The 12,744-nt window shown below is 62.6% G+C and carries 13 protein-coding genes; 6 read left to right on the top strand and 7 right to left on the bottom strand.

The genetic code is table 11. The features are described 5' to 3' along the window. The first annotated feature begins 1 nt into the window (after window position 1). Both M2497_RS15860 and M2497_RS15855 read left to right on the top strand, forming a co-directional pair. Entirely contained in the window at window positions 2–211 is a 210-nt protein-coding gene (locus M2497_RS15860) for a cbb3-type cytochrome c oxidase subunit 3 (RefSeq protein ID WP_248488213.1), read from the top strand. Between the two features lie 90 nt (window positions 212–301). Further along, on the top strand, window positions 302–994 hold the full coding sequence (locus tag M2497_RS15855) for an aspartate/glutamate racemase family protein (RefSeq protein ID WP_248481481.1): 693 nt from the start codon (window positions 302–304) through the stop codon (window positions 992–994). Here the strand turns inward: M2497_RS15855 and M2497_RS15850 are convergent. The 4 genes from M2497_RS15850 to M2497_RS15835 all read right to left on the bottom strand — a co-directional run bounded on the left by M2497_RS15850 (window position 991) and on the right by M2497_RS15835 (window position 5,020). Beyond that, window positions 991–1,503: a GNAT family N-acetyltransferase gene (locus M2497_RS15850; RefSeq protein ID WP_248481479.1), complete on the bottom strand. Its 513-nt coding sequence runs from the start codon at window positions 1,501–1,503 to the stop codon at window positions 991–993. The genes M2497_RS15855 and M2497_RS15850 overlap by 4 nt on opposite strands. 61 nt (window positions 1,504–1,564) lie before the next feature. After that, window positions 1,565–2,629: a DUF1176 domain-containing protein gene (locus tag M2497_RS15845; protein WP_248481477.1), complete on the bottom strand. Its 1,065-nt coding sequence runs from the start codon at window positions 2,627–2,629 to the stop codon at window positions 1,565–1,567. Between the two features lie 53 nt (window positions 2,630–2,682). Next, window positions 2,683–3,822 carry a glycerate kinase gene (locus M2497_RS15840; protein ID WP_248481475.1) on the bottom strand — a complete coding sequence of 380 codons (1,140 nt, stop codon included), beginning with the start codon at window positions 3,820–3,822 and terminating at the stop codon, window positions 2,683–2,685. Window positions 3,823–3,913: 91 nt separating this feature from the next. Continuing rightward, a complete protein-coding gene (locus M2497_RS15835) occupies window positions 3,914–5,020 on the bottom strand; it encodes a sugar diacid recognition domain-containing protein (protein WP_248481473.1) in 1,107 nt (368 codons plus the stop codon). 161 nt (window positions 5,021–5,181) lie between these two features. On the opposite strand from M2497_RS15835, the gene M2497_RS15830 reads away from it, so the two are divergent. Continuing rightward, window positions 5,182–6,492 (top strand): MFS transporter, encoded by a 1,311-nt coding sequence (locus M2497_RS15830; RefSeq protein WP_248481472.1) that lies wholly within the window; start codon window positions 5,182–5,184, stop codon window positions 6,490–6,492. Between the two features lie 13 nt (window positions 6,493–6,505). Here M2497_RS15830 and M2497_RS15825 read toward each other — a convergent pair whose 3' ends face one another. Continuing rightward, a complete protein-coding gene (locus M2497_RS15825; protein WP_248481470.1) occupies window positions 6,506–7,210 on the bottom strand; it encodes an SDR family oxidoreductase in 705 nt (234 codons plus the stop codon). 100 nt (window positions 7,211–7,310) lie between these two features. Between M2497_RS15825 and M2497_RS15820 the strand changes: the two genes are divergently transcribed. The 3 genes from M2497_RS15820 to rarD all read left to right on the top strand — a co-directional run bounded on the left by M2497_RS15820 (window position 7,311) and on the right by rarD (window position 10,372). After that, window positions 7,311–8,213 (top strand): LysR family transcriptional regulator, encoded by a 903-nt coding sequence (locus M2497_RS15820; RefSeq protein ID WP_248481469.1) that lies wholly within the window; start codon window positions 7,311–7,313, stop codon window positions 8,211–8,213. A gap of 81 nt (window positions 8,214–8,294) precedes the next feature. Continuing rightward, window positions 8,295–9,308: an aldo/keto reductase gene (locus tag M2497_RS15815; RefSeq protein ID WP_248481468.1), complete on the top strand. Its 1,014-nt coding sequence runs from the start codon at window positions 8,295–8,297 to the stop codon at window positions 9,306–9,308. 182 nt (window positions 9,309–9,490) lie between these two features. Beyond that, complete coding sequence (rarD, locus tag M2497_RS15810) at window positions 9,491–10,372, top strand: EamA family transporter RarD (RefSeq protein WP_248481467.1); 882 nt, start codon at window positions 9,491–9,493, stop codon at window positions 10,370–10,372. Window positions 10,373–10,429: 57 nt separating this feature from the next. Here rarD and hppD read toward each other — a convergent pair whose 3' ends face one another. After that, window positions 10,430–11,506 (bottom strand): 4-hydroxyphenylpyruvate dioxygenase, encoded by a 1,077-nt coding sequence (gene hppD, locus M2497_RS15805; protein ID WP_071495569.1) that lies wholly within the window; start codon window positions 11,504–11,506, stop codon window positions 10,430–10,432. Window positions 11,507–11,752: 246 nt separating this feature from the next. Further along, complete coding sequence (locus tag M2497_RS15800) at window positions 11,753–12,676, bottom strand: DMT family transporter (protein WP_248481466.1); 924 nt, start codon at window positions 12,674–12,676, stop codon at window positions 11,753–11,755. Window positions 12,677–12,744: the final 68 nt, after the last annotated feature.

The raw sequence follows: 12,744 nt of genomic DNA, 5'->3' as shown, positions 1-12,744 counted from the left end.
GATGTGGGGCCTGCTGATGGTGGTATGCCTGTATGGCGCGGTGGAGTATTGCTTGCGCGGTCAATCGGACAAAAGCCTGGACGACGCCAGCCTGATGCCCTTCGCCGATGACCCGGAAGTGGCTCGGCGGGTGGAGTTGGCGACCGGCAAGCAGGTGAACGCAGTGGCACCGGAAGAGGCCAAACCCGGGTGGACCAACCTGGACATGTGAAACTGCACCGGTCATTTCGTGGGCAACTGCGTATGACTAATCAATGGTCGATGGGTAAGGTGAAGCGACTTTCCTTGTCAGGAGCATCGCATGCGCACCATCGGCCTTATCGGCGGCATGAGCTGGGAGTCCAGCGCCGAGTACTATCGCATCATCAACCAACGTGTACGCGACCAGCTCGGCCCGCTGCGCTCGGCGCAACTGTTGATGTACAGCGTGGACTTCGGCCCGGTGGAACAGGCGCAACATGCCGGGCGCTGGGATGACACCGCACTGATCCTCGAAGACGCCGCGCGCCGTTTGCAAGCCGGTGGCGCCGACTGTGTGGTGCTGTGTACCAACACCATGCATTTGGTGGCACCGCGTATCGAGGCGGCGGTGTCGATTCCGTTCCTGCATATCGCCGATGCGGCGGGTGCGGCTGCCGTGGAGGCCGGCACGCTGACGGTCGGCCTGCTCGGTACGGCGTTTACCATGGAGCAGGATTTCCTCAAGTCGCGCCTGGCCGCCCAAGGCCTGACCGTGCTGGTGCCGGAGGCCGACGAGCGTCAGGCCGTGCACAGGATCATCTATGAGGAGTTGTGCGTCGGCGTGATCAGCGAAGCGTCACGCAAGGTCTACCAAGGAGTGATCAAGTCCCTGGCCGCACGCGGCGCCCAGGCCATCATCCTCGGCTGCACGGAAATCGGGCTGCTGATCAAGCCCGAACACAGCGAGCTGCCGCTGCTGGACACCACCGAGCTGCATGCGCAGGCTGCGGTGGCGTTCGCTTTGCAGGGCTAAGCCGACTGGCGCAGGCGCGCCATGCTCACGGTGTCGACAAACCGGCCGTCACGCAGGGCGTAATCACGCAATACGCCTTCGACCTCAAAGCCGAACTTGCGATACAACCGCTGCGCCGACTCGTTGTCGGCGTACACCGTGAGCTCCACCCGATGCAGGTTCATCCAGTTGTCGGCCACGTCCAGCGCGGCCGTCAACAGCCGCGAACCGACTCCCTTGCCCTGCCACGCCGTTGCCACGCCCATGCCGAACGAACCGACATGGGCCTGGCGCACACGCAGGTACTGTTCCAGGCCCAGCTGGCCGATCACCTCACCCCCATGCATCGCTACCAGTTGCAGGCGCCGCTCGTTGTCCATCACCAGGCGTTTGCGCCACATCTCGACCGACTGGAAAGGCATTTGCAGCACCTGACGGCACACGGCCGGTTCGTTGTAGAGCGCTGCGACGCCTTCAAGGTGGGCCTCGGTGAAGCGCTGGATCACGATATGGGGTTCAGGCGTGTGCATGGTGTTTCATCCTTTGAAAGACACGTGGTCGACCAGTGTAGGGGCGACATTAAGCCGATGGCTAGGGGGCTGGCACGGTTGACCACAACGATGGCCAGTCACCGTAGCCGACCCCGGTGCAACGCGGCATCCGGTGGAACTCACTGAGCTGAAAGCGCTTGCCGTCGAACACCCAAGTGGCCCCGCCGCCGCAGTCACCGATGCCACGCTGCTTGTAGAAATAACTCAGGGACCCGGAAGCCTCGTCATAGCCGACCGCGCCTTGCAATGCGGCGTCTTCCAAGGGCAGCGGCTGCAGGTCCATCAGGGTTTCCGTATAGGGCGCCTGGCGCTCACGGCTGCTGACATTGAACTCGCAGTTGTAGGCCGCACAGTCATAACGTGTCACGGTCATGGCCTGGCGCGCCGTCAGCGCCCCTGCTTTTGCCTCGGGCTCCCCCTCTTCCGGCGTGACGGCCTGCAAGGCGGCAGCCACCAGCCCGGCCTGCTCCTGCGCGGTCAACGGCGGTGCCGGCGAAAACTTGCGCAGTACCGGCGTTGGCGCCCGTGGCGGCACCTCGCTGGCCGCGCCCTTGCCGGGTCGAGCCAGGGCCGTCAGGTTGTCCACGCGACCCTGCACTGCATCCATCAACAGCAGCGCAGCACTCAACCCGCTCAGCGATACATGCGCCTGTTCATCACCCGGCAACTGCAGGCGCTGGCCATTGCGCAGACGCTGCAACCAGCGCCGCGCCCCTGCGTCATCAATCACCCCATACGAATGCACCTCGGGATCACCGCCCTGGTCATCCAGTTCAACGTGCAATTCCCGCGTCAGCTCCAGGCCCAGGGGCTGGCCGTCCAGCAGCAAGGTGGAAAGGTCCACCTCCTGGCCTCGATAATCAAAGCGCAGACGCGGATACCCTTGCGGACCCGCCTGATGCCAGATGTGCAACGTCAATGAGCTGTAGTCCTCTTCATCCACGCCGCTGGGTGCGCTGAGGACGTGACAATTGCGCAGGTTGTCGCAACCGACCACCCACTGCTTGATCTCACGCAGCAGCGGTACCGTTTCGGAGGGGGGTTGGGCGAAGACCGGGGTGGTGGCGCCGGTGAGCAACAGGGCCAGGAATGCGGGGCGCAGCATGGGGACTCTCCGTGTCGAAAAGGCGCGGATTGTCCCATGTTCGGGGTTGTTCGTCAGTGCTTGCCTGCGGTGCGCCACAGCCGCGCAATATCTGCTGCCCGTTCGCTGAGCAGACGCGGCGCCTCAGCGCAGGCCTGTTCCAGGCTCATCGGACCGCTAGGCAAGGCAAATGCCGCATCCACGCCATGGGCATACATCTGCTCGTAGCCCTCACCCAAGGTGCCGGCGATCACAATAACGGGCACGTTGTGCTGCCGGGCGATGCGCGCCACGCCGAACGGGGTTTTGCCGCGCAGGGTCTGGGCGTCGAAACGGCCTTCGCCGGTGATCACCAGGTCGGCGCCGCGTACGGCGGCGTCCAGGCCAACCAGTTCGGCCACTACCTCTACGCCAGCGCGGAACTGCGCGCCCAGGAAGGCCTTGGCCGCAAAGCCCAAGCCACCTGCGGCGCCGCTGCCGGGTTCGTCGCGCACATCTTTGGATAGCACGTTGGCGCAATGATCGGCGAAGTGGCCAAGGGCGGCGTCGAGTTGTTGGACTTGCTCGGGATTCGCGCCTTTTTGCGGGCCGAAAATCGCCGAGGCGCCATGGGGGCCGCACAGCGGGTTGTTGACGTCTGCGGCGATTTCAAAGCGTACCTGCGCAAGGCGTGGGTCAAGCTGTTCCAGGCTGACCCGCGCCAGGCGGGCCAGGGCCAGGCCACCAGGTGCCAGCGGTTGGTCGTCGGCGTCGAACAGTTGCACACCGAGTGCCTGCATCGCGCCAGCGCCGCCATCGTTGGTGGCACTGCCGCCAATCGCCAGGATGATGCGTTCAGCGCCGGCATCCAGTGCGGCGCGGATCAGTTCGCCGGTGCCATGGGTGGTGGTGGTGCATGCGTCGCGCAGGCCCGACGACACCAATTGCAGGCCGCTGGCCTCGGCCATTTCGATGATTGCGGTGTGGCTGTCGGCCAACCAGCCCCAACGCGCCTCAACCGCTGTACCAAGCGGACCGCGCACGCTGTGGCGGCGCAATTGGCCCTTGCACGCCGCCAGCACCGCATCCACTGTACCTTCACCACCGTCCGCCATTGGGCATTGGACCAACTCGGCATCGGGCCACACCTGGGTCAGCCCTTCGGCAATGGCCTGGGCGACGCCTTCGGCACTCAGGCTGTCCTTGAACGAGTCGGGGGCGATGATGATTTTCATGGGCTTTCTCCGGTTTTTATGACGCCCATGCTGCCAGTTGCCACCGCCGCTGACGCCGGTCCGATGCACAACTGCGGCGGTGCTTTGTTGTTCATTCCGACAAAGGCTGGGGCAGCAGCTGAACGCCGAGGTACAGGGCGAGCATGCCGTCCAGGGTCAACGGGTCGACGCCACTGAGCTCGGCAATGCGCTCCATGCGGTAGCGCAGGCTGTTGCGGTGAATACCCAAGGCGTCGGCACAGGCCTGGCTTTGCCCGTCGTGTTCGCACCAACTGCGCAAGGTGGCCAGCAGTTGACCATTGCCGTCCTTGGCCAACACTTTGCGCAGCGGGTTGAGCAGTTCATCGAGGGCGTCGTCGTTGCGATGGCGCCAGAGCATCACCGGCAGGCGATAGCGGTTGAGCGTGAGCAGCCGTGACTGCGGCAGCACATCGCGACCATAGGCGAGCAAATCACCGACGCGCCGATAGCAGCGGCGCAGCCCCGCCAGCCCATCCGCTTGCCCGCCCACGGCGACGCGCAGGATGCTCCAGCCAAGGCCTTCGAGTTTTTCCAGCAGGCGTGGGTTGTCGACCGGCACCGTGGCCGGCCGGCACCACAACAATGAATACTGCGCCGAGCTGACGCACCAGCTGTCCGGATAACGCGAGGTCAGCCAGGCACTCAAGGCCTCTGCCGATTGCCCCGCGCCGAGTTCGAACAGATACGGCGTGCGCGCCATCTGCGGCTTGAGCCCCAGTTGCTGGGCTTCGTCCACCAGCCGCGGCGAGTCGCCGCTTTCTGCCAGCAGCAGAGCCAGCAGGTCATCGCAACGCTGGCGCCGCCACTGTTGCTCGGCCTGCTGGTGGCGGTGGCTCACCAGCATCTCGGCGGTCATACGTACCAGTTCGGCGTAGGTGCGCAGGCCCTCCGGCTCGCCAGTGATGCCCAGCACACCGATCAGGCGGCCGTCATGCAGCAGCGGCAGATTGATGCCCGGTTGCACGCCCTTGAGGTGCTTGGCGGTCTGGCCATCGATTTCCACCACGCGGCCATTGGCGAGCACCAGTTGCGCGCCTTCATGGCGGGTGTTGATACGCTCGGGTTCGCCGCTGCCGAGAATCAGGCCCTGGCTGTCCATGACGTTGACGTTGTGGGGCAGGATCGCCATGGTCCGATCGACGATATCCTGCGCCAGGTCATGATCCAGCTCGAACATGCGGCTAAATTCCTTGAAAGGGGTGGTTGTTCATCGGCACAGCGCAAAGCAGGGTTCGCTGTGCGCAAGCACAAAGACAGCGGCCCGCCGGAGGGCCGAGACTCTTCAGGCGATCAACGTTACCCTCGCATCGCGAAAAATCATAATAAAGAGAGACTCCCATGTCACAGAGCGCCGCAGCCACACTGGCCACCGATGACGATAAAAACGCCATCTACAAGCGCATTACCCTGCGCCTGATCCCCTTCATCTTCATCTGCTATCTGTTCAACTACCTCGACCGGGTAAACGTCGGCTTTGCCAAGTTGCAGATGCTCGACGCGTTGAAATTCAGCGAAACCGTGTACGGCCTCGGTGCCGGGATCTTCTTTATCGGCTACGTGCTGTGCGGCGTGCCGAGCAACCTGGCGTTGACCAAATTCGGTCCACGCCGCTGGATTGCGTTGATGATGATCGTCTGGGGCACGCTGTCCACCTGCCTGCTGTTCGTCACCACGCCGACGCACTTCTACACCCTGCGCCTGTTCACCGGTGCCGCTGAAGCGGGCTTCTTCCCCGGCGTGGTGCTGTACCTCTCGCAGTGGTTCCCGACCTTCCGCCGTGGGCGGATCATGGCGCTGTTCATGTCGGCTATCCCGGTCTCCGGCTTGCTCGGCAGCCCGTTCTCGGGCTGGATCCTCAACCACTTTGCTGCCGGCCAAGGCGGCCTTGCCGGCTGGCAGTGGATGTTCCTGCTGCAAGGCATCCCGACCGTGATCCTGGGCGCCCTCGCCTACTTCCTGCTCAGCGACAGCTTTGCCCACGCCAAGTGGCTCAAGCCCCACGAACGCGCGGTGCTGGAAGCCGACCAGGCGACCGACCTGGCCAACAAGCCGAAAACCACCAGCGATTCGCTGGCCGAAGTGTTCAAGAACCCCGCAATCTGGGCGTTCGGTTTGATCTACTTCTGCATCCAGAGCGGCGTGTACGCCATCAATTTCTGGCTGCCGTCGATTATCAAGAACCTGGGGTTCAGCGATAACCTGGTGATCGGCTGGCTCAGTGCAATCCCCTACTTGCTGGCAGCGGTATTCATGCTGCTGGTGGGTCGCTCCGCCGACTTGCGCAAGGAGCGCCGCTGGCACTTGGTGATACCGATGTTGATGGGCGCTATTGGCCTGGTGATTGCGGTGAACTTCGCCACGACACCGGCGATTGCGATCCTCGGCCTGACCATCGCGACCATGGGTGCGCTGACCGGCCTACCGATGTTCTGGCCGGTGCCCACCGCCATGCTCAGTGCGGGCGCGGCGGCAGGCGGCCTGGCGTTGATCAACTCCATGGGCCAGATGGCCGGCTTCCTCAGCCCCTACATCGTGGGCTTTGTGAAGGATGCCACCGGGTCCACGGATGTGGCGCTGTACTTACTGGCGGCGGTGATTGTCGCCGGTAGCGTATTGGCGTTGCGGATGACGCGTACCCTGAAGGCTTAGGTCGCTGCGGCAATCAGAGCAGACCGCCGCCGTCGATATCGATCACGGCGCCGGTCATAAAGCCATTTTCCATGGCCAGCACATACCCCGCCGCCACTTCCTCTGCTTGCCCTACTCGCCCGACAGGCAACGCGGCGCCGGCCTTGGCAAACATCGCCAGGCGCTGCTCCTCTGCAAGGCCGGCATACGCCGGTGTATCGATCACCCCTGGGCTGACCACGTTGACCCGGCGCGGTGCCAACTCCTTCGCCAACTGTTTACCCAGCGCTTCGGTGGCGGCGTTGATGCCGGTCTTGATGAACTGGCCCGGCGCCAATTTACGTCCCAGTTGCCCGGAGGTCAGGCTGATGCTGCCCTGCTCATCCAGGAATGGCAGTGCCAGTTGGATCGCCCGCAGCGAGCCCCAGAGTTTTACGTTGAAGTTGTCCTGGGCCTCGCTCAGATCGGTTTCGATCAAGGTCTTGGCACGCACGGTGGGCCCTGAGGTGTAGACCAGGTGGTCGAACCGCCCCACGCGTTCGAACAAGTGTTGCAAGGACCCTGCGTCAGTGACGTCCACCGGTTCGCTGCGCAGGCCGTTTACCACGCCGCTGGTCAAGCGCCGCCCGGCCAGCACCACCTGCGCCCCGCGCGCAGCAGCGGCCTTGGCCACGGCCGCGCCAATTCCGCTGCTGCCGCCAATCACGATGACGGTTTTGCCGTTGAGGGAAGAAGTCATGGGGAAATTCCTGATTGAGAAAGTGAGGGTTCATCTTCCCAGCTTGGCAATCGACGAAAAATCCCGGTAAAACGACAAGATCTTTAAAGGATTTTTACAAATGAGCTCGACCCTCGACCTTGAAGTCTTCGTGCGCACCGCCGACACCGGCAGCCTTTCTGCCGCCGCCCGCAGCCTCGGCTTGACCCCGGCCGCCGCCAGCATTGCCCTCAAGCGCCTGGAAACCCGCCTGGGCATTCGCCTGCTGGCACGTTCCACCCGCAGCATGCGCCTGACCGAAGAAGGTCGCCGCTACCTGGAGAGCGTGCGCGTCGCACTGGAGGCGCTGTCCGAGGGCGAGCAGGCGATCAAGCAGCAGGGCCAGAGCCTCAGTGGCCTGCTGCAACTGGCGGCGCCCTCGGACTTCGGGCGCAATGTGCTATTGGGCTGGCTGGACGCGTTCAAGCTCGAACACCCGAATATCCGCCTGCAATTGCTGCTCAACGACACCAATGCCGACCTGTTCCGCGACACCGTGGACATTGCCCTGCGCTTTGGCGTGCCCCGGGACTCCAGCCTGGTGGCGCTGCCAGTGGTGCCCGACCACCACCGCATCGCCTGTGCCAGCCCGGATTACCTGGCGCGTCACGGCACGCCCCGGGTTCCGAGCGATTTAGCGCAGCACAACACGCTGCGCTACATGCGTCAGGGCCGCGCCAACAGCATCTGGTATTTCCGCCAGGGCGCGGTGTTGCAGGAGGTCGAGGTGTCGGGCGATTACTTGAGCGATGACGGTGAAATCGTGCGGCGCTGGGCGTTGGCCGGTCACGGCATCGCCTACAAAGCCAACCTGGATATCGCCCAGGACATCCAGGCCGGACGGCTGGTGCCGTTGCTGCCTGACTGGCAAGGCGAGCCGACGCCGTTCAACCTGATGTGCCCTCACCGTCTTCAAGTATCGGAACGGGTGAAGGTGCTGCATCGTTTTTTACAAGCGCGCTGCAAGACCCTGCTGAGTCCATGAAGAAACGCGCCCAGGGCTTGTCCCAGAGCGGCCGAGTCTGGTATTGCATGGGGTACGTTCCCCCGCCTTGAGGAGTTATCCATGATTTACCGCACATTGGGCCAGTCCGGGTTGAAGGTCAGCGCCTTGACCCTGGGCACCATGATGTTTGGCGAACAGACCAACACCGAGGACTCGCTGCGCATCATCGACAAGGCCTGGGACCAGGGCATCAATTTTATCGACACGGCAGACGTCTACACCGGCGGACGTTCCGAGGAAATCGTCGGCGAAGCCATCGTGCGCAATCGCCAGGATTGGGTGGTGGCGTCCAAGGTCGGCATCGGCCCGCTGGACGGTTTGCCCAACCGCAGCGGCTTGAGCCGCAAGCGCATATTCAACGCGCTGGACGCCAGCCTGACCCGGCTAGATACCGATTACCTGGACATCTACTACCTGCACCGCGAAGACCACAACACGCCGCTGGAAGTGACGGTGTCAGCGATTGGCGACCTGATCCGCCAGGGCAAGATCCGCTACTGGGGCTTGTCGAACTATCGCGGTTGGCGCATTGCCGAGGTGATTCGCGTGGCCGAACGCCTGGGTGTCGACAAGCCGATCATCAGCCAGCCGCTGTACAACATCGTCAACCGCCAGGCCGAAGTCGAGCAGATCACCGCGGCGGCCGCTTACGGCCTGGGTGTGGTGCCTTACAGCCCATTGGCCCGTGGCGTGCTCAGTGGCAAATACGCGCCGGACGTCACTCCCGAGGCCGGCAGCCGTGCGGCGCGCCAGGACAAACGCATCCTGGAAACCGAATGGCGCGTGGAATCGCTGCGCATCGCCCAGCAGATCCAGCAATACACCCAAGGGCGTGGCGTGGGGATCGTGGAGTTTGCGATTGCCTGGGTATTGAACAATTCGGCGGTGAGCTCGGCGATTGTCGGACCGCGCACCGAGGCGCAATGGGATGCCTACCTTGGGGCGTTGGAGGTGAAGGTCACGGCGGAGGATGAAGCGTTCATCGATTCGCTGGTGACGCCGGGGCATTCGTCGACGCCGGGGTTCAATGATGTCGGGCATTTTGTGTCGGGGCGCATCGCCCGCGGTTATTGAGCTAGACCGTTCATTGTGGCGAGCGGGCCCGCTCGCCACAGTTAGCCCGCCCCCGCAGCGGACTAACGCGAAATTTTGCTGAAAAATGCCCCAAAACAGCGCAACCCTCTCGCGGTAAAAGCACCATAATCCCCTGTTCAAATCCCCCTCTTTTCGTATCAATGGTTTTTCGCGAGGACAGCGTGTCTAAAGGTGTCGTGTTATCGGTCTTGGCCTCGGTGTTGTTTGCCGTGATGTATTACTTCACGTCGCTGCTCACACCCTTGAGCGGCCTGGAAATTTTCGGCTGGCGCATGTTGCTCACCGTGCCGTGCATGACGGTGTTCATGATGGTCAGTGGCGAATGGCGACGAGTGTGGGAACTGCTGCGGATGCTGGCTGCCAGGCCCGCATTGATTGGTGGTGTGCTGGTGTCTTCCGCCCTGCTGGGCGTGCAGCTGTGGCTGTTCATGTGGGCACCGCTGAATGGGCGTAGCCTGGATGTGTCGGTGGGTTACTTCCTGTTGCCGCTGACCATGGTCCTGACCGGCCGCCTGGTATGGGGCGAACAGTTGTCGTACTTGCAACAGATCGCTGTCTTTTTTGCAGGCCTGGGGGTGCTCAACGAGTTGTACCAGGCTGGTGGGTTTTCCTGGGCCACGCTGGTGGTGATCATCGGCTACCCGGTCTATTTCATCGTGCGCAAGTACCTCAAGACCGACCACCTGGGCGGCCTCTGGCTGGACATGGCGTTGATGCTGCCGGTGGCCTGGTGGTTTGTGCAAAGCGGCGAGCAAGGCTTTGCGGTGCTGGATGCGCACCCCAAGCTGTACGCGCTGATTCCGATGCTGGGCCTGATCAGCGCTTCGGCGCTGGTGAGCTACATCATCGCCAGCCGCTTGCTGGCGTTCAGCCTGTTCGGCTTGCTCAGCTACGTTGAGCCGGTGCTCTTGCTGGGCGTGGCGTTGATCCTGGGTGAGGGGATCAAGGGCGGCGAATGGTTGACCTATATCCCGATCTGGCTGGCGGTGATGGTGCTGGTATTCGAAGGCTTCAAACACCTGGTACGCCAGCGTAGAGCCTGATCGGCAGGCAGCAAAAAGCCCGGCCAGGTTACCCTCGGCCGGGCTTTTTTGTGTGCGTCAGTCGGTGGTCAATACACCACGACGCACCTGGTCGCGTTCGATCGACTCGAACAGCGCCTTGAAGTTGCCCTCGCCAAACCCATCATCGCCCTTGCGCTGGATGAATTCGAAGAACACCGGCCCCATCAAGGTTTCCGAGAAGATCTGCAGCAGCAGGCGCTTGTCGCCTTCAACCGAGGAACCGTCCAGCAGAATGCCGCGTGCCTGCAGCTGATCCACCGGCTCGCCGTGGTTCGGCAAGCGGCCTTCGAGCATTTCGTAGTAGGTGTCCGGCGGCGCGGTCATGAAGCGCATGCCAATCTTCTTCAGCGCGTCCCAGGTCTTGACCAGGTCGTCGGTGAGGAACGCCACGTGCTGGATGCCCTCGCCGTTGAACTGCATCAGGAACTCTTCGATCTGCCCGGCGCCCTTGGACGACTCTTCGTTCAGCGGGATGCGGATCATGCCATCCGGCGCGCTCATGGCCTTGGACGTCAGGCCGGTGTACTCGCCCTTGATATCGAAGTAACGCGCTTCACGGAAGTTGAACAGCTTCTCGTAGAAGTTGGCCCAATAGACCATGCGACCGCGATAGACGTTGTGGGTCAGGTGGTCGATGACCTTCAGGCCGGCGCCCACCGGGTTGCGCTCCACGCCGTCGAGGTAGACGAAGTCGATATCGTAAATCGAACTGCCTTCGCCGAAACGGTCGATCAGGTACAGCGGCGCGCCGCCGATGCCCTTGATGGCCGGCAGGTTCAGTTCCATCGGGCCGGTTTCGATATGGATCGGCTGGGCGCCCAGTTCCAGGGCGCGGTTGTAGGCTTTTTGCGAGTCCTTGACGCGGAACGCCATGCCGCACACCGACGGACCATGTTCGGCCGCGAAGTAGGAGGCAATGCTGTTGGGTTCGTTGTTGAGGATCAGGTTGATCTCGCCCTGGCGGTACAGGTGCACGTTCTTGGAACGGTGGGTCGCAACCTTGGTGAAGCCCATGATCTCGAAGATCGGCTCCAGGGTACCCGGCGTCGGCGACGCGAATTCGATGAATTCAAAGCCCATCAGGCCCATTGGGTTTTCGTATAGATCTGCCATGATTTGGCGCCTCATCATTCTTGTGTTTTGAAGGTTTCAATTGCCAGCAAGGATGAGGAGCACGGGCGGCGCACAGGAAAGGCCTCGCACACTGCGGGCGAGGAAGTCACCAAAGATGAGGGGGGAGCCGAGTAGCTTCATGGTGTCATCGGTCTCTGACGGCTTAGGCTTGCGTGAGCGCAAGTCCATATTCTTGTATGCGTAAATCGATTCTACACAGCGTAACCACGTTTGTCCGTACTCTTATCAAATCCCCATTACCCGTACCCGTGCAAGGGGTTTATTGCACAGGTAGATGCCCGCCAGGATCACGGCCCCGCCCAGCAGCATCGGCTGGGTGAAAGGCTCGTCCAGCAGCAAGGCGCCGCAGATCACCGCCGTCAGCGGATTGAGCGCGATGAATACACCACTGCGGGTCGCGCCAATACGCCGGATGCCATCGTAATAGCCGATATACGCCAGGGCCGAGCCCAGTACACCGAGGTAAAGCAGGCTGTACAACTGCGGCAGGTGGATAGCAGTGAGCGCATCCAGCGTCAGCCGTCCGCTCAGCAACGTGGTGGCCGCGAGCATCAGCGTTCCCAGCCACACCGACCAGGTGACGGTCTGCAAGGGGCCCAGGCTCTGGTTCAGCGTGCGTGAGCCCAATGAATAGATGCCCCACCCCGCCACACAGCCGGCGATCAACAGATCGCCGCGCCAGGCGTCGGTCGCGCCCTGCAGCCCCAGTGGGTCGCGGTTGACAATGACAACCGCCGCGCCCGCCAGGCACAACGCGATTCCCAGCGCCTTGCCAGGCCCCAGGCGCTCCTTGAATAACAGGCAGGATGCCAGGCCAATCACCGCTGGGTTCAAGGCGACGATCAGCGATGCCCGCGACGCGCCGATGTACTGCAAGCCATAGAAAAAGCACAGGTTGTAGAAAAAGATGCCGAAGAATCCCAGCAATGCCAGTCGCCCCAACTGCGGCAGGTTTGGACGGGCCAGGGGAATGCGCGCGAACGCCATGAACAGCAACAGCGCGACGCTGGCCAGCACAAAACGCAGGCTGGCCGCCAGCAGCGGGTCGACGGCACCGGACAAAGAACGCCCGGCGACGAAGGTGCCGCCCCAGATCATGGAGACGGCAGCGAGCTTCAGGTAGGTCAAACAATCGGTTGAAGGTTTCATCGGGGTATTGCTCTGGCGTTGGACGGGTTAGCCTAGTGTTTGCCCAATACCTGATCATCGTAAAATGA

It is taken from the genome of Pseudomonas sp. CYM-20-01 (assembly GCF_023169845.1).
Taxonomy (GTDB): Bacteria; Pseudomonadota; Gammaproteobacteria; order Pseudomonadales; family Pseudomonadaceae; genus Aquipseudomonas; species Aquipseudomonas azotoformans.
Note: the sequence above shows the minus strand (reverse complement) of the source record. Positions and strands in the feature narration are given on the sequence as shown.

Bases quoted from the DNA above. Each gene is read 5' to 3' on its own strand.
- hppD (WP_071495569.1), bottom strand. From the start codon at position 11,506: ATGGCAGATCTATACGAAAACCCAATGGGCCTGATGGGCTTTGAATTC.
- M2497_RS15815 (WP_248481468.1), top strand. From the start codon at position 8,295: ATGATTTACCGCACATTGGGCCAGTCCGGGTTGAAGGTCAGCGCCTTG.
- M2497_RS15855 (WP_248481481.1), top strand. From the start codon at position 302: ATGCGCACCATCGGCCTTATCGGCGGCATGAGCTGGGAGTCCAGCGCC.
- M2497_RS15825 (WP_248481470.1), bottom strand. From the start codon at position 7,210: ATGACTTCTTCCCTCAACGGCAAAACCGTCATCGTGATTGGCGGCAGC.
- M2497_RS15860 (WP_248488213.1), top strand. From the start codon at position 2: ATGTGGGGCCTGCTGATGGTGGTATGCCTGTATGGCGCGGTGGAGTAT.
- M2497_RS15830 (WP_248481472.1), top strand. From the start codon at position 5,182: ATGTCACAGAGCGCCGCAGCCACACTGGCCACCGATGACGATAAAAAC.
- M2497_RS15850 (WP_248481479.1), bottom strand. From the start codon at position 1,503: ATGCACACGCCTGAACCCCATATCGTGATCCAGCGCTTCACCGAGGCC.
- M2497_RS15845 (WP_248481477.1), bottom strand. From the start codon at position 2,629: ATGCTGCGCCCCGCATTCCTGGCCCTGTTGCTCACCGGCGCCACCACC.
- M2497_RS15840 (WP_248481475.1), bottom strand. From the start codon at position 3,822: ATGAAAATCATCATCGCCCCCGACTCGTTCAAGGACAGCCTGAGTGCC.
- M2497_RS15800 (WP_248481466.1), bottom strand. From the start codon at position 12,676: ATGAAACCTTCAACCGATTGTTTGACCTACCTGAAGCTCGCTGCCGTC.
- M2497_RS15835 (WP_248481473.1), bottom strand. From the start codon at position 5,020: ATGTTCGAGCTGGATCATGACCTGGCGCAGGATATCGTCGATCGGACC.
- M2497_RS15820 (WP_248481469.1), top strand. From the start codon at position 7,311: ATGAGCTCGACCCTCGACCTTGAAGTCTTCGTGCGCACCGCCGACACC.